A 17,716-nucleotide genomic window follows, 5' to 3' on the forward strand; every position below is an offset into this window, starting at 1 on the left:
AGGAGGCGAAATGTATGTGACGCAGCCGCTGCACCGGATGCTGCGGCAAAGCCCGGAGATGCCGCTAACCGTCTTCGCCGACCGTCAACGTACGGTACGCCAATCCGTCGATCGCATAGCCCGGCTGGCTGGTGCCCTGCAGGTGCATGGTGTTCGCGCCGACGACCCAATCGCGTTCTTGGGTTTGAACTCGGACCGTTACCACGAATACCTCTGTGCTGTACCGTGGGCCGATGCGGTGGTGAATCCGGTCAACGTTCGTTGGAGCGCAGCCGAAATCGCGTACTCGCTGCGGGAATCTGAAACCACGGTGCTGCTTGTCGACGACGCATTCGCGCCGGAGATCCCCAAGCTTCACGCTGCGGGCGCCGAGCTATCCACCGTGATCTACTGTGGGGAGGGCGGGTGCCCGGCGGGCATGATCGACTACGAATTGGTCATCGCCGCCACGTCGCCGGTCCCGGACGCACGACGCGATGGGGATGCACTTTTCGGCATCTTCTACACCGGCGGCACGACCGGTGAGCCTAAAGGGTGTTGCTCAGCCACACCAACGTGATGACGTCGGCGCTGGGCAGCCTGGCCACCGGCCGGTTCCTCACGGACGATGGACGAATTCTGTCCGCGGCACCACTGTTTCACCTGGCGGCGATCGGTATGTGGATCGCCGGCAACGTTGCGGGGTCAACCCATGTGATGGTGCAGTCGTTTACCCCCCGTGGCGTGGCCCAGGCGATCAGCGATCGTCGGGTCACGGATGTTCTGCTGGTGCCGACGATGATTCAGATGCTGGTCGATCACGACGAGATCGCCGCGTTCGATTTCACCTCGCTGCGCAACCTCATCTACGGTGCCTCGCCAATCTCCGAAGCTCTGGTTGAACGTGCCAAGAAGGTTTTCCCCGCAACGGGTTTCACGCAGGCTTACGGTATGACCGAATTGGGGCCCGCGGCGACGCTGCTGACGGCGTCGGACCACGAGAAGCCGGAGCTGCAACGATCCGGCGGTCGGGCACTACCGCATGTCGAAGTGCGGGTCGTCGATACCGACGGCGCCGAGCTGCCCGCCGGCGAGATCGGGGAGGTGGTGGTTCGTGGTTACAACGTCATGCTTGGTTATTGGAAGCGGCCCGACGACACCGCGGCGGCCATTCGAAACGGGTGGATGCACACCGGCGACATGGCGCGCATGGACGTGCACGGGTACCTGTTCATAATCGACCGGCTCAAGGACATGATCATCACCGGCGGCGAAAACGTCTATTCGGCCGAGGTCGAGAACGCCCTGGCCAGCCACCCCGCGGTCGCCGCCTTGGCGGTCATCGGGGTACCTGACGATCGGTGGGGTGAACGGGTCCACGCTTTCGTCGTGTTGCGCCTGGGCCGCGCGTCGACCGAAGAATCGCTGCGGGAGCACTGCCGCGCACGCATTGCCGGCTACAAAGTACCGCGCAGTATCGAGTTCGTCCCTGGCCTGCCCATTTCCGGGGCTGGTAAGGTGCTCAAGCGTGAACTGCGCCAACGCTATCGGGGCCCTATCGGCAAGCGATAGTGATTAGTCAGCGGCAGTCGCCGTCGAGTCGTCCCGCGCGCGGAACGCGACCTCCCAACCGGCGTCAGCTCATCATCGACGCGGCAGCGGGCCTCCTTTGTGACGCGGGATTCGGCAATGTCTCGATGAGCGATGTCGCCGCGGCCGTAGCGGTCGGTCCATCGGCGTTGTACCGACACTTCCGCAGTAAACAGGCGCTGCTGGCAACAGTTATCGAGGATGCGCTTGGCACCTTGGACCAAGCGCTCAAAGCGGCGGACGCGTCGGCCGACGTGGCCGCGGTTTTGGCCAACGTGGTGTTGGATCGCCGCACCGTTGGCGTGCTGTGGCGGCGAGAAGCCCGACACTTGTCGGCACCCGACCGCACAAGATTACGCAGGCTTGCCCGCAGGATCGGTGATCGACTTGCCCAACACATTCAACACCGGCGTCCCGAGTTGGAATCCGTGCAAGTTGAACTGCTCGCATGGTGCGCGCTTGGTATCGCCAACACCGTTTCGTTTCACCACTTTTCGATGCCCGAGCCCGGGTTTTCGTCGTTGTTGACCAAATTGATCGCGGTGCCACTCGGCGCCCGCGCAGAGCTGCGTGAGGTCAACAGCGCTGGGCCGCAACGGAGTTCAGCCGCATTCTCACGAAGAGAGGCGATCCTGTCGGCCAGCGCCGACCTCTTCGCCCAGCGGGGCTTCTCCGGGGTCAGCGTCGACGATATCGGTGCCGCTGTCGGCATCGCCGGGCCCAGTATCTACACCTACTTCGGCTCCAAGACCGACATCTTGACGGCGGTGATGTTCCGGGGCAACGAGCGGCTTTGGACGGAGTTCCATCGCGCCGTCGCAGATGCGCGCGATGCGGACCAGGCGCTGAACGGCGTCGTGCGCAGCTACCAGAGTTTCGCGTTCCAGAATCCAGACGCCGTCGAGCTCCTCATTACCGAAGTAGCGAATCTCCCACTGCCAGATGGTCAAAGCGCAAGAAGTGCCCAACGGGCCTACATCGACGAGTGGGTGCATCTCGCGCGACAGCTGCACCCCGGCCAGACAGTCACCGAAGCGCGCATCCGAGTGCAGGCGGCGCAGATAATGATCAACGACGTCGCGGTCATGCCGCGGTTACGCGACCTGCCTGGAGTCGATGCGGTACTTACCGATATCGCGATCGGCTTGCTGGTTGCGGCATCCGGGTGCTGACGGTCTTGGGCACTCTTTGGCGACGTGTTCGTCGGGCTGGAGGTCCTAGCCGGGCTTTAGAACGGCCGAACCGTACCGCTGACAGGCCAGCAGTGCGAGTTCGACATTGCGCCTGTCGTCGATCGGGCGCCCGCGTCTGGTAATGGCTCGCTCCATGTCGTCCTTCACGGCCCCCAGCGAAATGTCGAGTTCCTCTGCGACCCGGTAGGGCCTACCGAAACGCAGGAACATGCGCAAGGTCTCCCGCAGGCGGGCGTCGTCGTCGCTGTCCGACGCCAGCGGGCCAAGGACATCGACCACCCACCCGCGTACTTCCTCGAGATCGGCGTCCAGCAGCGCCGCACCAACAACATCGGCGTCCGTGGCCGCGATCACCGCATTTTGCTGAACGCCGTACGCCTGCACGGCTTCGCGTGCGCGCTGCGCCTGACGATGAGATCGGCGAAATCCGGCGACATCGCAACCCATCGCCCCGATCGCGATGTTGGGCGCGTTCGTCCGTGAGCGCACGAATTCGTGGATCTTCATGACGGTCTCACCGGGCACCGAGCGAAACGGCAACCAAACCCAGACGGTGGCCGAATCGGTTCCGGTCAGCAGCGGGCGTGCCGAAGTCCCGACAGCCGCGGCCAGCACATCGACGAACTGTGATAGGTCCGCGAGCCGGCCGGGTGTTGTCTGTTCGCTTGGGTACCAGACGATGAGCGCGAGGTGCTGCCAACTCAACGGGTAGCCGATGGTCGCGGAAACGGGCTACCGTCGACCAATGCCCAACGCACCCCAGCGGCGAGGCTGGCGTGAATAGCCACGTCGCGAGGATGGTCGCTCGACTCGACGAGCGTGCGGCCACGATCAGTGACATTCTCTGCACCACGGCCCGAGACAATGTTCCGGAGCTTCCCCGCGACGGCGCGATGAGCACGTTGATGCGCAGTGCGATGCGGGATCATCTGCACACGATCTTCGTTGCCTTGCTACACGACATCGACGTCACGAAGATCACCGCACCGCCGACACATGTCGAGTACGCCAAAGCCCTTGCGCGCCGCGATGTTCCGATCGACGCGATGATGCGCGGTCACCGGTTGGGGCAGCACCAGCTAAGCGAGGTGGTGCTCGCCGAGCTGCAGGCCCTCGGCATGGCGCCCGAGAGCCAGGCTGCGGTCATCGAGACCCTGGCCAGGACGTTGTTGAAGTACGTCGACGTGGTGTCAAAACAGGCGCTCGCGGCTTACCAGGGCGAGCACAGGGTGCGGCTGGAGGCTCGGCGCATCGCGCGTGCACTCCAGATTCGCGACGTGCTCGACGGGACACCGTTTGACGTCGATGCCGTTAGTTGTTCTAACCATAAGACGAATCGCCGTTCCCGCACGAAAGCAGCGCGCCGGTAAGGGTTCCTACGAACGGATGTGGTGGTGTTGGGTTTTGCTGATCGCCCGATATACGGCCCAGCACCGTCAGTCGGCTGCGGCAGCACCGACTTCATGCCACCGCTCGATGTTGCGCACCCCGTCGCGCACGAACGGGCTGGCCCGCAACAGAGCGAACAATGTGTCGCGGACCAACGAGCCCGGGAAGCGGAGCGGTCGCTTCACGTGGAACAGTAGCACCACCCGATGATCCTCGGTGTCGTACCACACCTCATGCGGGAACATGTCGTCGACGATCGCGATCTGGCCCTCCCGCCACACCACCTCGTGGTCGCCGATCTCCATCCGGCAGTTCTGGCGCTCGCGCGGCACGATCAGCCCCAGATGGGCGGTGACGATGCCCTTGGTCGACTTGGTGTGGTGCGGCACGTGCGCACCCAACAGCATCACCGAGTACATGGCGGTCAGCAGGCCGGGGATGTGTTCCAGGATTCGTGCCGTTTCGGGACAGCGGGCGCAGTTTACGTCGCTGCGGATCCCATACCCCCAGAGGAAAAAGGAGCGCCAGCGATCATCGACCGCGATCTTTTCATGATCGACCGAAATCTCGCGCAACGAAAGGATGGACATCGGGTCGCACATCACTGCCTGCGCCTCGTCGCGGATGGCGGTCCAGTTCTCGGCCAGATACGTTGTCGACGAAAAGATCTCGTTCGGGAAGACCTGGTATTCCTTCGTGGCCGCTGACCACATCATGATCCGGTCGACGATCGGTAGCAGCCAGAGCCCGAGGGAGATCACCAGCTCTCGGCCAGACGGGAGCTTCACCGTCTTGTACTCGGTTGTCCCAGAAGTCATTTCGCTCACTCGGACTCGTCGACCGAGCTATGCGGTGTGGCTTGAAGACTGGGTTGGGGCAACGACCGGGGCCGCCGTCGCGGGCGGGCCGCCGTTTCCGTAAAAGCCCTCCTCCCACTTCTTCTGAGCCTTCTTCCCCTCCCTGATGAACGGGGTGAAAGCCGCGATGTTGAGGATCAGCCAATTGACGAACGACGCGGGGAAACGCAACGGCTTGACGAGTCGACGAACAGCACGACGCGGGTCTTGTCGGACTGGTTCCACGCCTCGTGCTCGTAGCAATCGTCGAAGATCAGGACCTTTCCTTCTTCCCACTGGCAGACGGTGTCGTCCACCCGGATTGCGACCGTCTCTGGCAGCGCGTCCGGCACGACCAACCCCAGATGGAGCCGGAGCACCCCGTTGTAGGGCCCGCGGTGCGGCTTGAGGTGCGTGCGAGGTTCGAGGACCGAGAATATCGCCGTCTTCATGCCGGGGATCGTCTGCAGGACGCGCCAGGTCTGTGGGCATTGCCGAATGGCTTCGGTCGACTTGGCGCCGTAGCAGGCGAAGACAAACGATTTCCAGTCGCGGTCGGTGCTGATCGAGCGCAACTCACTCAAGATTTCGTGGCAGCCGGGTAGCTCTTCCTTGCGCGTGAGCAGGGTGTCGAGTTCGGCACGGACGTGGTGCCATTCGCGCTCGACATCGGCCGCCCACGGGAATTCGGCGGCGTCGTAGACGGGTCAATTGGGAAGTTTCGAGTATTTATCGTTAAGCCCCTGGGCCCATTCGGCTATACCCATCAGTGCCCGATTCACGAGCCCCGGCCGGCTCAAAGTGTCTTCGACACCTACGGTGCGTCGGACGGAACCTGCCATGGAATCAGCCTTTCTGCCACCGCCATCTCGCAAAAGTATTGTCGGACTGCAAATGTTGGTGGCGTGGGTAGTCACGTCTACGGCACAAAAGAGTCGAGCGAAATAGTAGGGGCTCATGCTGTCCGGGCCCCGGGGCCGCTGGCCCGATCCTAACCACAACCTCGTTTGGTGCTCAACACGCCCCTCCGCCAACACGTTTCGTCACCGAGCGGTCATGCAATGGCAACTCAGCGGACAGATTGGCGTGTCAACGGGTGGGTACCACCAGCCCGAAGTCGGGTGCGGCTGCGCTGCGTTGTCAAAGGCGGGCGCGCGGGAAGCGAATCGGCGGTCGGGGTCGTTGCGAATACCCCCGGCCGATGCGAGGATGATTGGCGAAGGAAGCAATAGCGGCAGCTGAATCGATGTTTGGCGTACCCAACAAAAAGGGTTTTCATGCGTACCGCAGTTTTAGATGAGGTAAATTCCTTTCTCTTAAATTCGCCTTCTACAAAATTGCGTGCCCACAGAACTTGCTCGTCGGTGCGGGCCGCGACGAGCGCGGGGCTAGCCTAATGAACGTACTTCTCGGCAGGCGGCTCGGGGAGCATGTGCGGCCGGTATTGGCCGCGCTGATCGGGGGTGGGGCATACGGCTGTTGGGCGGCGTTCGCCCAACAGCAGCTCGGCTTGGGCGTGGCACTGCGTGCGGGCTTGGCGCAGGTAGGACTGAGCGTGATCGCGACCCTGGTTGTGGTGCTGGTGCTCGAACGACTTTTTCGCTGGCCGTCAAATCCCGTGCGCGGCTTCTGGTTAGCCGCGCTCGGAACGTCGACGCTCAGTGCGGCGTGGCTCTACGCAGGCCACCTGCTGGTCGGCACACCGAACATCGTGCTGGCGATCGCACCGCCGGTGATGGTCGGCACCGCGTCCGACTTCCTATATGCTGGTGCGTTGCTCGCGCTCGGCAGGCGGGCCGCTGACACCGCCGACGCACCCGTTCGCTGAGCGTATTCGACGTGGCCGGCAGCGACGCATCGGCCATCACCCAAGTGTCCATGGACGACCCGAATCCGATCCGTCAGGCATCAATTGGCGCCGAGACAAGGGGGCAGCCGGCAATGGTGTTAATCCCGTCGTCAGGCAGGCGGACCAAGCGCCCGTTGACGACGCAACAGCGCGCCCGGGCGACAGACGGTACGCCCGATTACGTCGTCTCCGTCGTGTTGATCGCGGCCGCGCTGGCCGGCCTCTGCCTCCAGCTAGCAGTGCTGCCGGTCGTCCTGTTGCCCGTCGATGCGGCCTGGGGATGGCTGCTGGCGCCGCTGGTGCTGCTCTCCACCCCGTTGTGGTCCCTGATCCACGAGGCGATTCACGCCACCTTGCTGCGCGAACGGACGTGGAACGATCGAGTCGGGCGGATGCTTGCCGTCGGCTACGGTGCGCCTTTCGTGCTGCTCAAGTCGGCCCATCTGCTCCATCACCGGTACAACCGCAGTCGCCGGGAGCGGACCGAGGTCTATGACCCGGGCATTTCGAGTTGGGCCGCGGCTCCCGGCTACTACCTGCACCTGCTCGGCGGGCTTTACCTCATCGAGGTGGCGTCGGTGCTGCTCGCGGCCGCGCCGCGCCGGGTCTGGCGCTTCCTGGCGCGGCTGCTCGACTCGCCCGACACGTTCGGTGGCATGTTGCTCGAGGGCATCAGCCGACTACACTTGCGCCAGTTCCGGGCAGACGCGGTGGCGGTGGTCGCCGTCTACGCAATTGCCGGCGTTGCCTACGGTCGTCATGTCTGGATGCTCGCCGCCGCGCTCGTCGCCCGTGCGGTGCTGATCTCGGTTGCGGACAATGCATATCACTACGGCACCCGGCTGGACGCCCGGTTGGAGGCGATGAATCTCCGGCTGCCCAGACCGCTGGAGCTATTCGTCCTCGCCTTCAATTTGCACAGCGTTCACCACCGGCATCCCGGCCTGGCGTGGTACGAACTGCGCGCGGCGTTCGCGGCCGACGGGGACCACTTCCACCTCGGCTGGTTCGCTGCCGTGGCGCGGCAACTGTGTGGCCCGATCTCGGCGCAGGCGTCGCATCTTTACGAATAGGCATCCGTGTCTGTGACTGGAATGACGAAAGATACTGTCGGGCAATACGTTTGACGATAGTTGTGGCAAAGTGACTGGACTGCACCGGATGTCAGCTACCACCGGGTTGCGATGGGATCGTCGAACAGGTCGTAGCGCCCAGTCGCCTTCCACTGCTCTACCGCGGTGTGTGGTGCGCCGAACCAGCGCACGTGCGGTGCCACCTCGGCTGGTGGACGTGCGGCGTCGGTGAGGTGTTCGGTCGGGACTTCCTCGACGGTTCGCGGTATGTCCAAGTACGGGTTGAGAATCCGCACACCGAACAGGATCAGGTTGTGGGTTCCCGGTAGTGCGGCCGAGGGCACGATCATTGCGGTGGCGCCGTCATTTCGGATGGCGTCGGCCAAGGCCCGCGTCGGCGTGTAATCGTCGCCGACCAGCTCGTCGGCCGTCAGCCCGTATGTCGCGCAGTCGTCGAAGTCGACCCGTGTCGGGCTGTCCACGTCGATGACGGCCGTCCACAAATTCAATACGACCTCGTCGGGATTGCCGGTGGGCCCGACGTTGTGGCGCAAGCATCTCGGCGGCTGGGCCCAGCGGATGCAGACTCAGGTACTGAACGGTTTGGCTCTTTGCGTGGTGGAAACGACCGGCGCGCGAGCTGGGGAATGCCCACCACGGCGAGTCATACGACGCGTGGCGAAACACCGTCAGTTTCATGCAGTCATTGCACGGGTCGCGGTCGCGGCTTGCAGGAGTGCCGGATAGCGCAGGGGATCGTCGAGCAGCTTGATCGGCTGCCGGCCCAGCACGGGGTGTTCCCGATCGAACCAGGCGATGACGCCCGGACCGGTGAAGGAATGGCGCAACTGATTCACCAGCTGCCCGACGACGCGGATGCGCGCGGCGTCCTCGGCTGCGGGCTTCGTCCCGTCATCGGCGCGCCAGCGTTGCAGCTGACGAACGGAGACCCCGAGCAGTTCGGCGAGGGTTTTCTGCGGGGCGGCGAGGACCTCGGCGGATTTGCTGAGAACGTCGCGGACCGGAGCATCATCGTTGTACGGCCGGTTCTCGACAATGTCGCGTAGCGCATGGCGGAATTGCTCGAGCGCGATGCGCACATCCCGACGTTGCTGCTCGTCATTGGCGCGGCGAAGTGCTTTCTCCGCGCGAAACGCCGCGGCCCATAGCGTCGTCGTCAGGTATGGGTCGGCTTCCAGACGCAGCGGCACGCCGCACCCAGTGTCGGCTCGAAACTGTCGGCGAGCTGAGCGACCTCGTCGGGAACCGTCGGGGAGCGCTGTAACAACTTTGTCGCGTCGTTGACCCGGTCGAGCAGCGAGGCGAGATCGGGCGTCGCCACGGCCTCAGTCGTAGTCATGTCGTCAGTATACGACGTATCTACGCCAGCGCTGTTGATGCCTTTAGGAACCTGTAGCGGCCTGCTACGCGGTAAGCGTCTGCGGCGGCAGGCGAGCATTAGAGCGCTTAGTGGTCGCGGCTTGCCAGCGTTGGCTTGTACGCCTATCAGTCACACAGTTGATGGCATGGCTGCCAAGCCTGAGCGGATGACCTGGCCTCTTTCAGCGCGCCTGACCCCTGAGCAGGACGCGCTGATTCGTCGTGCCGCCGAGGTCGAGGGGACTGACTTCACCAATTTCGCGGTGACAGCGGCGGCGGCGCACGCGCGCGACGTGCTGGCCGACCGCCGGCTCTTCGTGCTCACCGATGCCGCGTGGACTGATTTCCTCGCCGCGCTGGACCGGCCCGTCTCACACAAGCCTCGGTTGGAGAGGTTGTGCGTTGAGCGGTCCATTTTCGACACCGAGGGGCCGCCATCGCGGCCGCAGTTGTCCGCAGCTTCCTAAGCTACTCAACGCTGTTTGTGCGGTGAGTGAGCCAGGCGGCCGCTCGTTGGGAGGCTCTCCGATAGTGTTCAGGTACGGCCGCTAGGCGGGTTGCGATGACTTGCGGGTCAACAAGATCAGCTGCGATCAGTGCGTCGACGAAATTCTGGTCCTTCTTCCGTAGGGCACACAGTTTCGCAACACACAGGTCTTCCTTGTCGAGGCACTATCCGATGAATTTAGGATCGCCCGATGGGGCGGCGGTGTTCTCGTTCTGGACTTTGACCAGTCGATCGCGCCATCCGTCGGGCAGTGCCGAGGTCTGCAGGTCCACGCCGTCGATGCTGAAACCGTGAAGCTGCTCAAACGGGGAGAACTCGCCCGCTGCTCCAGCGAGTTCATCTGCAAGACGGGCGATTTCACCCGTGTCGTCGGTGATCGGCAGAACGTCGACTTCCACCGACCTTGTGGCGTACAAGGGCAGCTGATCATCGGTATAAGTGCCGAGGATCGCTTGGGAGCCGACGACAATCACTTCAGTCAGGCCGGTGATTTGGCAGGCGGCCCGGATAGCATGCTCAAGCTGGTCGCGGCGCATCAGCGAACCGTGCGTAGAACGCGGATCCGCTCCTCATCGGGAAGCAGTCCACCCATCGGTGAAACTTCGCGCATCTCGATGCAATCGCGGCCGAGTCCAGTAAGGACGCGATGAAGGCCGGGTACGTCGCCGTCTCTCACGAGCGATTCCCAGCGGTCGAGATTTCTCATATGCGGCTGGCCGGTGACGCCGGACCGCAATCGTCGCAGGTTGTGCTCGATCGTGGGTTGCCATTGTGTGAGAGTCGACCGCGTCAGGTGTCTGGCCAGCTCGCGGTGCAGTTTCCACGAGTGGCGTTCTGAACGTGTCAGCTTGGGAGTGACTGGTTGGCGGGTGATCTCGAGTCGGTACCCCATACAGGACAAAAGTCGGTCGAGCTGCTCATCGCTGAGCTCAACCTTGTCGGAGAGGAACTGGCTGATGCTCGGCTGGTGCACGCCGCTGAGCCGAGACAACTCGGACTGGGTGGTGCCTGTTTCGTGCATCACCGTCCGCAATACGTCACTCCGACCGGTCATGCTCAACTATAGCATTCTCTACTATAAATAGCTGTGGTCCGCTTTTGTCCGCGCTGCACGATGCGGCTAAGCACGTTCTGCGTCAGGGTTCGGCGACAGATGCCGAGCCGGACGAGTCAGCTAGCTTGGCTGGCAGTCTTAATAGACAAACAAACAAACCCGCGCTCTGTGGCGCAGGTTTGAAAGAACCACGTTTTGGTGCCCCCGGCAGGATTCGAACCTGCGACACCGGCTTTAGGAGAGCCGTGCTCTATCCCCTGAGCTACGAGGGCGGACGGGCCTGAGCTTACCGTGACGGCAGGCTCAGGCCCGTTGGCCGCGACGACGGTCAGCGCAGTTCGGCGATCACCTTCGAGAAGTTGGCGATGTTGTTGTCCTGCACGGTGAAGGAGGAAACGCCGTACTTCTCGCGGTAGCCCAGTAACGTGTCGGCGATCTCGCGGGGCGAACCGCTGAGCACCGAGGGCATCGACAGGATCTCGGCGTCAGAGAGGTCCGGCGCGTAGCTGCGCGTCAGCTTCAGGTCGGGCTCGGTCTCGCCGTCGCGTGGCATCGCTGTGATCGCCAGGTTCAGCTCGAGTGAGTCGAACCGATCGCCGGCGGCCTTGCGGACGAAGTCCACACGTTCGGCGAACGGGTCCGCCACGTCGCGCACCTTGGAGCCGGTCAACCCGATGATGTTGGCGTGGTGGGCGGCGATGGTCAGCACGCGGTCCCCGTTGCCGGCGATGATCAGCGGTGTCGAGGGGTGGTGCTCCTTCAGGTATTTCGTCATGTGTTCGAGGTAGTCGACCCGGGCACCGGCGCTAAGGTAGGGGATCTCCGCAGCCTCGAACTCTTCGCGGACGTAGCCGGTGCCCAGCCCGATTTCGAGGCGGCCGTCACTGAGCAGATCCAGGGCGCCCATGTCCCGGCTGAGCAGCGCGGGCTTGTAGAACGCGCAGATGAGCACATACATGCTCAGCTGCAGTGTCGTGGTGACTATCGCGACCGCGGTCAGGGTAGGAAATGGCGCCGCGGCGCCCAAATGGTCAGGCACACAAAGAATGTCGAATCCGGAATCCTCGGCGCGCTTGGCCTTGTCGAGGAGCGCCTCGCGCGACTTGAAGAACCGCATGCTCATACCAAATCGAAAATCCTTGGCCACCAACAACCTCCAAATGAGTTAGCAACAATTACCAGGAGCGAGCCGCGGCCGCCAAGCCCTGAACCAGGGCGGAGGTGACCGACGATAGGCCATCAGGACCCGGCAGCGGGCTGCGCGGGCTGAGACCCCTGACGCGTACGGACAACTCGAGTTGTGTTCCGCCTTCGCGTACCCGGTTTACCGGGTTGTCAGGATGTAACCCCCGTAGTTCGAGCGGGATAGCGTCGAGGTCGGTGACGACCTGATAGCCGCTCAGCGCAATGTGCTTGGCCAGGTGGGCGGCCAGCGTGCGATTGCGGCCCCCGGCCAGCAGTTGCGTGCTCCGACCGATGCGCCCGTACCCGTGCAGTGACACCGCGACGTCGACATGCTCGAGAAACTCGGCCAGCCGTGGTGACTCGGCGGGATCGAACCGCGCAGAGGGCAAGTGATGCGGGTAGCGGTTGGGGTGGCGCAAGACGTATACCGACGCGCCGGCGGCCTCGGCCGCGCGTTCGGAGATGACGTCGGTCATGTGTTCCAGGCCACCGCCATGGATGGCCATGAAGCCGAAACGCGACCGCAGCCGACTGGCCTCGACCACCCACGGCTGGATCAGCAGCGCCGAAAGTGACTGTGGCCCAGGGCCGGACGCCGATCGCACGGCCGCCGGACGGGGCCAGTTCGTGGGATCCCAACGTTTCAAGAAGTCGATCCAGCGCTGCGGAAGCCTGTGATGAACGGCGCCGGCGATGATCCTCGGCAGATAGCCGGGGCGGGGTGGACCCGGGGTCACCCGGTGGTCGATATAGACCCAGGCCGCCGACGGGCCGTCGTCGGTGTGCACGGTCAACTCGTCGCGCCGGTAGCGCACCGGAACGCCCTCGGCGCTGTCCAGGGTGGCCAGGTCATGGTCGGAGAGTTGCCAGAGCACCCCGTGAACCTGATTCCCGGCGAATGGTTCGACGGTCGCCACACCACGCTGATTGATCAGCCATTCGTGATCGGACAGCACCGCCGGCCGCGGGTCGGCGGCGTCGGGACAGCGCCGAGCCATCTGCCTGACGCACAGGTTGGAGCCGTATGCGAAGTAGAGATGTCGGCGCGCCGGCATTCAGCTGCTCGCCGTCGGACAAATCGGCACCAGGTGAGCCTATGTGCTTCGTATAGCTATGTAAAACAAGCTCCGAATGAACCTGAGCCGCGGCCTACGGGCAGTAGGTCGAGACCGCGAGGTTCACCATCGAGGTGACGTCACCGAAATTGATGCCGCGCGGGCCCAAGTGTTGTGGACGTCGTCGGGAATTTGCTGAGACGACCAGCGATTCCACCGATCGGCACAGATATGGTGCGCCATAAACAGGATGTCGCCGTCCTCGTTCGGCGGCCAGGTGAATCCGAGGCCGCGCATTTGGGCCAGGAAGTTGGTGTCGACGGTGTCGGCCGCCGCCACCGACACGGTGGTCACCAGGGCGGCTCCAACGACGAGAGGGGCGGTGAGGCTGGCCAGCCAGCGGGATGAAGGCATGTGCGCGTTCCCCTCCGTCTACACATTTAAGGCCGAGTCAGTGTGCGGGCCGAATGCGGCGCAAATATGAAAAATGGCGCAAATATGAAAAATAGAGAAACCTTGGACAAATCAACCGAAACGCCTGAAACGTCAGTGCCCCTTCACGGTCAAATAAATCAGCACGACGTTCAGCGCGGTCACCAGTATCGCCACCGCCCAGCCGATGGCCGTGGTGATCGGGTGGTTGGTGTCGCCGCCCATCAGTTTTCGATTGCTGGTGAGCCTGACCAGCGGCAGCACCGCGAACGGAATTCCGAACGACAAAATGACTTGTGAGATCACCAATGAGCGGGTCGGGTCGAGACCGATCGCCAACAGGGCGACGGCCGGGCACAACGTGACCAAGCGGCGCACCATCATCGGTATCGACCGGTGCAACAGACCCTGCATGATCATCGCGCCGGCGTAGGCGCCCACCGACGACGACGCCAATCCGGACGCGAGCAAGCCGACCGCGAACAGCACCGCGATCGCCGGGCCCAGCGTGTTGTGGATCGCGGTGTAGGCACCCTCGATGGACGCGACGTCTTGCTGGCCCTGCAGGTTGATCGCGGCAACCAGCAGCATCGCCGCGTTCACCGTTCCGGCCACGGCCATCGCCAGCACCACATCCACCCGCGTGACCCGCAACAGCCAGCGTCGCTCGGGGCCCGGCTCGGGATGTCCGTGCCGATCCAGGACCAGACCCGAGTGCATGTACACCGCGTGCGGCATCACGGTGGCGCCCAGGATGGCCGCGGCCAGCAGCACGCTTTCGGTGCCGTGGAAGCGTGGTACGAATCCACCGAGCACCGCGTCGGACGGCGGCGTGGCGACGAAGAAACTGGCCGTGAAACCGACGGCGATGATCAGCAGCAAACCGGTGATGACGCGCTCGAAAATGATCTGCCCCCGCCGATCTTTGATCGCCAGCAGTAGCAACGAGATCACCCCGGTGATGACCCCGCCGAGCGGCAACGGCAGACCGAACCGGATCCGCAGCGCGATCGCACCACCGATGACTTCGGCGACATCCGTTGCTATCGCCACGATTTCAGCCTGCGCCCAAAAGGTCAGCCGGAGCCGGCGCCCCATCTCCTTGCCGATGGCCGAGGGCAACGAGCGCCCGGTCACCAGCCCGAGCTTGGCTGAGAGGTACTGCACCAGCCCGGCCATCACGTTGGCCGCGACGATCACCCACAGCAGTAGATAGCCGAATTGTGTCCCGGAGCTGACGTTGGCGGCGACGTTGCCCGGATCGACGTACGCGATCGCGGCGACGAACGCCGGCCCCAGCAGATACCAGCTGGTCTTGAATGAGGCCCGGGTGTCCTGCGCCAACTATCCGACCTTCAACGTGTCACCGAATGAAAAAGTGAGGGTAGCCGATAAACGCGGGCCGGTGTGCCGCGGCCCGCCGGTTTAGCTGGCGCCGATGCTCCCGCCGCCGTCGACCCGAACGATCTGGCCCGTGATGTAGCCGGCGTCATCGTGCAGCAACATACAGATCACGTGGGCGATCTCGGTGGGAGTGCCGACCCGCCGCATCGGGATGCCCTTGAGCACCAGCGCTTCGCGCGCCGACCCGACTCGGCTGCGTTCCCGGTACATCTCGGTCTCGATCGGACCGGGCGCCACCGCGTTCACCGTGATGCCCGAGGAGGCCAGCTCGTCGGCCCAAATGCGGGTCGCGGTCTCCAACGCGCCCTTGGCGGCGGCGTACGGAGTCCGTTCGTCGACGCCGGTCGTCGTCAGGCTGCTGATGTTGACGATGCGGCCCCACCGGGCCTCGACCATGCCGGGCAGCACGGCCTGCACGACTGGACCGCGGTGCGCACGTTCAGGTCGTAGGTGAGAAACAGGTCGTCCAGATCGACCGACCCGATGTGGCCGAACCGGGCCAGGCCGACGTTGTTGACCACCGCGTCCCGCGTCGACCCGGCCTTCGGCGACGATCGTATCGAGCGCCGCCGCGGTGGCGGCCCGATCGGCGAGGTCGACGGCCACGAACTGGCCGGGAAAATCCGGCGGTGCGCTGCGCGCGAGCCCGATCGGCTCGAAGCCGTCGGCAGCCAGGCGGTCGACCACCGCACGGCCGATCCCCTTTGACGCGCCGGTGACCAGTACGCGCCGCTTCGACATCGCTTTCCCCTTTCGCGCTCGCGGATGCAGCCGATTAGAGGGAACGCCGAAACGGCGGCGTTTCATGCCGTGCTATCGGTCACCCGGGCAGGTAGAGCCCCTTGCCCGGGACCAGCGGCAAGTCGAGGGTCGTCCCGATGCCCGGCGCGGCGTCCACCACCGCCGGGATTGCGTTGACCACCCGCATCGCGGTGGCGACCAGCCCGGCATGGTTGTGGTCACCGTTTGGACTGCCTAGGCAGACATCCACGGCGTAGGAGGGTTCGCCGGTGATCTCGATGCGGTACGAACCGCCCTCCTGGGCGGGCTGGGGCCACTCGGGCTGCAGGTCCGGACGCAACCGCGTGACGTGGTCCAGGACGATCGCGGGCTTGCCGTCGACGATGCCGAACACCTCGAAGCAGCGCCGCCGCAGTGCCCTTGGCGATATGACCGGACGCGATGTCGAAGTCCTCGGGCGCGGGAATCCGGACGTGCTCCTCGGTGACGGCGCCGAGCGAGACGCCCAAACCCGCCGCTATCTGGCGGATCACCGATCCCCACGCCAAGCTCAGCACGCCCGGCTGCAGCAGCACCGGGATGTCGTCCATCGGTTTACCGGATCCCATGACGTCGAACATGACCGCCGCACTGTCGTAGGTCGAGTAGTCGACGATCTCCATGCACCGAATCTGCTGGATGCTCTGACAGGTACCCGCCAGCGCCAGCGGCAGCAGGTCGTTAACGAAGCCGGGATCGATGCCATTGACGTACAGGCTCGAATTGCCTTGGCGGGCAGCGTCTTCCAGCGGCTTGATCAGCTCCTCTTGAATCACCTCCCACGGGTACTGCAGGAACACCGGACCGCTGCCGACGATGTTGATTCCGGCCGCCAGCACCCGCCGGTAGTCCTCGAGCGCCTCGGGCAGCCGGTTGTCGGCCAGTGCGTTGTACACCGCGCACCTGGGCCCCGTGGCGAGCACGGCATCGAGGTCGGTGCTGGCGAGCACGCCGGTCGAATCCGGAAGTCCGGCAAGCTCTGCCGCGTCCTTACCGGCTTTGGCATCCGATGACACCCAGACGCCGGTGAGTTCGTATTCGGGGTTGGCGATGAGCGCTCGCAGCGCGTGGATACCGACATTGCTGGTGCCCAGTTGGACGACGGGGATGGGCATGAGGGGCTCCTTAGTGGTCGGCGATCACAGGTCCGGGACGGGGATGTCGAGATTGGGGAAGGTGAGTCCGCCGTAGACCTCCAGCGTCTTGCCGGTCAGGAAGCTGCCGGCCGGTGACGCCAAATAGACTGCCGCAGCGGCAATGTCGACCGGATCGCCGAGGCGGCGCAGGGGTGTCGCCTTCTCCATCGGCGCGCGCAGTTCGTCGTTGGAAGCCACCACGTCCAGCGCTGAGGTCAGGATCGAGCCGGGCGCGATCGCGTTGACCCGGATGCGCGGGCACAGGTCCAGCGCTGCCGACTGGGTGTAATGGGCCAGCGCGGCCTTGGCGGTGGCGTAGGCGGCGAAACCACGCCCGGCCAGTCGGCCCATCGTCGAGGTGATGTTGATGATGCTGCCGCCACCGGAGTGCTCCAGCATCAGCGGCACCGCCGCGATGGTGAGCGCATGAGCGGTGGCGACGTTGAAGGTGAACGCGTCCTTGAGGTCCTTCGTCGACGTGGTCAGCAGCGTGTTGGGCATGGTCCCGCCGACGTTGTTGACGACGATGTCCAGCTTGCCGAACGCCTCGACGGCCTGCTCGGCCAGCTTCGCGGTGGCCTCGGGATGGGCCAGGTCGGCGGCGACGATGTGGGCTTTGTGGCCCGCGGCGCGGACCTCTTCTGCGACGGCCTCTAGTTGGGATTCCGTGCGCGAGGCGATCAGGACATCGGCGCCGGCTTCGGCGAACGCCACCGCCATCGCCGCCCCGAGGCCACGGCCACCACCAGTGATGACGGCGACTTTGTCGTCGAGACGGAACCTATCAAGGATCATTACGGTCTCTCTTCGTCGAGTTGTCGGCCGAAACGGAAGCAAGACTGACCGTCTACGATCGCGAAGTTTCTGGAACAG

Annotated in this window: 18 protein-coding genes, 1 tRNA gene and 3 pseudogenes; 6 read left to right on the forward strand and 16 right to left on the reverse strand. The window is 64.2% G+C overall.

The genetic code is table 11. The features are described from left to right. The first annotated feature begins 10 nt into the window (after nt 1–10). A pseudogene (locus T428_RS27490) lies at nt 11–1,551 on the forward strand (long-chain-fatty-acid--CoA ligase). Continuing rightward, entirely contained in the window at nt 1,551–2,741 is a 1,191-nt protein-coding gene (locus tag T428_RS0111795; protein ID WP_025736636.1) for a TetR/AcrR family transcriptional regulator, read from the forward strand. The pseudogene T428_RS27490 and the gene T428_RS0111795 overlap by 1 nt, the downstream one beginning before the upstream one ends. 45 nt (nt 2,742–2,786) lie before the next feature. Here T428_RS0111795 and T428_RS27495 read toward each other — a convergent pair whose 3' ends face one another. Further along, a complete protein-coding gene (locus tag T428_RS27495) occupies nt 2,787–3,479 on the reverse strand; it encodes a CdaR family protein (protein ID WP_281173788.1) in 693 nt (230 codons plus the stop codon). Nucleotides 3,480–3,559: 80 nt separating this feature from the next. Here T428_RS27495 and T428_RS27500 point away from each other — a divergent pair, with 80 nt between their 5' ends. Further along, on the forward strand, nt 3,560–4,132 hold the full coding sequence (locus T428_RS27500) for an RsbRD N-terminal domain-containing protein (RefSeq protein ID WP_156942935.1): 573 nt from the start codon (nt 3,560–3,562) through the stop codon (nt 4,130–4,132). A 66-nt stretch (nt 4,133–4,198) separates the two neighbouring features. Here the strand turns inward: T428_RS27500 and T428_RS0111810 are convergent, their stop codons facing one another. Beyond that, nucleotides 4,199–4,969, reverse strand: a complete 771-nt coding sequence (locus T428_RS0111810; RefSeq protein WP_025736638.1) for an aspartyl/asparaginyl beta-hydroxylase domain-containing protein — start codon at nt 4,967–4,969, stop codon at nt 4,199–4,201. A 176-nt stretch (nt 4,970–5,145) separates the two neighbouring features. Continuing rightward, nucleotides 5,146–5,613, reverse strand: a complete 468-nt coding sequence (locus tag T428_RS33585; protein WP_211243945.1) for an aspartyl/asparaginyl beta-hydroxylase domain-containing protein — start codon at nt 5,611–5,613, stop codon at nt 5,146–5,148. 770 nt (nt 5,614–6,383) lie between these two features. On the opposite strand from T428_RS33585, the gene T428_RS27510 reads away from it, so the two are divergent. Together T428_RS27510 and T428_RS0111825 are read left to right on the forward strand one after the other, a co-directional pair. Beyond that, nucleotides 6,384–6,815, forward strand: a complete 432-nt coding sequence (locus T428_RS27510) for a hypothetical protein (RefSeq protein ID WP_025736639.1) — start codon at nt 6,384–6,386, stop codon at nt 6,813–6,815. A gap of 11 nt (nt 6,816–6,826) precedes the next feature. Then, on the forward strand, nt 6,827–7,909 hold the full coding sequence (locus T428_RS0111825; RefSeq protein WP_025736640.1) for a fatty acid desaturase: 1,083 nt from the start codon (nt 6,827–6,829) through the stop codon (nt 7,907–7,909). A gap of 95 nt (nt 7,910–8,004) precedes the next feature. Here T428_RS0111825 and T428_RS0111830 read toward each other — a convergent pair whose 3' ends face one another. The 3 genes from T428_RS0111830 to T428_RS0111840 all read right to left on the reverse strand — a co-directional run bounded on the left by T428_RS0111830 (nt 8,005) and on the right by T428_RS0111840 (nt 9,269). Further along, nucleotides 8,005–8,418, reverse strand: a complete 414-nt coding sequence (locus tag T428_RS0111830; protein ID WP_169733651.1) for an RES family NAD+ phosphorylase — start codon at nt 8,416–8,418, stop codon at nt 8,005–8,007. Between the two features lie 186 nt (nt 8,419–8,604). Further along, the gene (locus T428_RS0111835; RefSeq protein WP_025736642.1) at nt 8,605–9,120 is read right to left on the reverse strand and encodes a hypothetical protein; all 516 of its coding nucleotides are present in this window, start codon (nt 9,118–9,120) and stop codon (nt 8,605–8,607) included. Then, a complete protein-coding gene (locus T428_RS0111840; RefSeq protein WP_025736643.1) occupies nt 9,087–9,269 on the reverse strand; it encodes a hypothetical protein in 183 nt (60 codons plus the stop codon). The genes T428_RS0111835 and T428_RS0111840 overlap by 34 nt, the downstream gene beginning before the upstream one ends. Nucleotides 9,270–9,306: 37 nt before the next feature. On the opposite strand from T428_RS0111840, the gene T428_RS0111845 reads away from it, so the two are divergent. Continuing rightward, on the forward strand, nt 9,307–9,756 hold the full coding sequence (locus T428_RS0111845; protein WP_245604882.1) for a type II toxin-antitoxin system TacA family antitoxin: 450 nt from the start codon (nt 9,307–9,309) through the stop codon (nt 9,754–9,756). A 205-nt stretch (nt 9,757–9,961) separates the two neighbouring features. Here the strand turns inward: T428_RS0111845 and T428_RS34475 are convergent, their stop codons facing one another. The 10 genes and pseudogenes from T428_RS34475 to T428_RS0111895 all read right to left on the reverse strand — a co-directional run bounded on the left by T428_RS34475 (nt 9,962) and on the right by T428_RS0111895 (nt 17,638). Beyond that, nucleotides 9,962–10,333, reverse strand: a complete 372-nt coding sequence (locus tag T428_RS34475; protein ID WP_245604869.1) for a DUF6036 family nucleotidyltransferase — start codon at nt 10,331–10,333, stop codon at nt 9,962–9,964. Further along, nucleotides 10,333–10,851 (reverse strand): helix-turn-helix domain-containing protein, encoded by a 519-nt coding sequence (locus T428_RS0111855; RefSeq protein WP_245604883.1) that lies wholly within the window; start codon nt 10,849–10,851, stop codon nt 10,333–10,335. Before T428_RS0111855 ends, T428_RS34475 begins: the two co-directional genes overlap by 1 nt. Before the next feature lie 196 nt (nt 10,852–11,047). After that, nucleotides 11,048–11,123 (reverse strand) — tRNA-Arg (locus T428_RS0111860). Nucleotides 11,124–11,179: 56 nt separating this feature from the next. After that, complete coding sequence (locus T428_RS0111865; protein WP_025736646.1) at nt 11,180–12,004, reverse strand: LLM class F420-dependent oxidoreductase; 825 nt, start codon at nt 12,002–12,004, stop codon at nt 11,180–11,182. A 22-nt stretch (nt 12,005–12,026) separates the two neighbouring features. After that, nucleotides 12,027–13,091 (reverse strand): poly-gamma-glutamate hydrolase family protein, encoded by a 1,065-nt coding sequence (locus T428_RS0111870; protein WP_025736647.1) that lies wholly within the window; start codon nt 13,089–13,091, stop codon nt 12,027–12,029. A 123-nt stretch (nt 13,092–13,214) separates the two neighbouring features. Beyond that, nucleotides 13,215–13,505, reverse strand: coding sequence for a DUF732 domain-containing protein (locus T428_RS27520; protein WP_245604870.1), 291 nt, complete (start codon nt 13,503–13,505; stop codon nt 13,215–13,217). Nucleotides 13,506–13,637: 132 nt separating this feature from the next. Continuing rightward, a complete protein-coding gene (locus T428_RS0111880; protein WP_025736648.1) occupies nt 13,638–14,867 on the reverse strand; it encodes an Nramp family divalent metal transporter in 1,230 nt (409 codons plus the stop codon). Between the two features lie 81 nt (nt 14,868–14,948). Further along, nucleotides 14,949–15,668 (reverse strand): annotated as a pseudogene (locus T428_RS27525) (SDR family oxidoreductase). A 79-nt stretch (nt 15,669–15,747) separates the two neighbouring features. Next, nucleotides 15,748–16,822 (reverse strand): annotated as a pseudogene (locus tag T428_RS27530) (NAD(P)H-dependent amine dehydrogenase family protein). A 24-nt stretch (nt 16,823–16,846) separates the two neighbouring features. After that, nucleotides 16,847–17,638: an SDR family oxidoreductase gene (locus T428_RS0111895; RefSeq protein ID WP_025736649.1), complete on the reverse strand. Its 792-nt coding sequence runs from the start codon at nt 17,636–17,638 to the stop codon at nt 16,847–16,849. Nucleotides 17,639–17,716: the final 78 nt, after the last annotated feature.

The organism is Mycobacterium genavense ATCC 51234 (assembly GCF_000526915.1).
Lineage (GTDB): Bacteria > Actinomycetota > Actinomycetes > Mycobacteriales > Mycobacteriaceae > Mycobacterium > Mycobacterium genavense.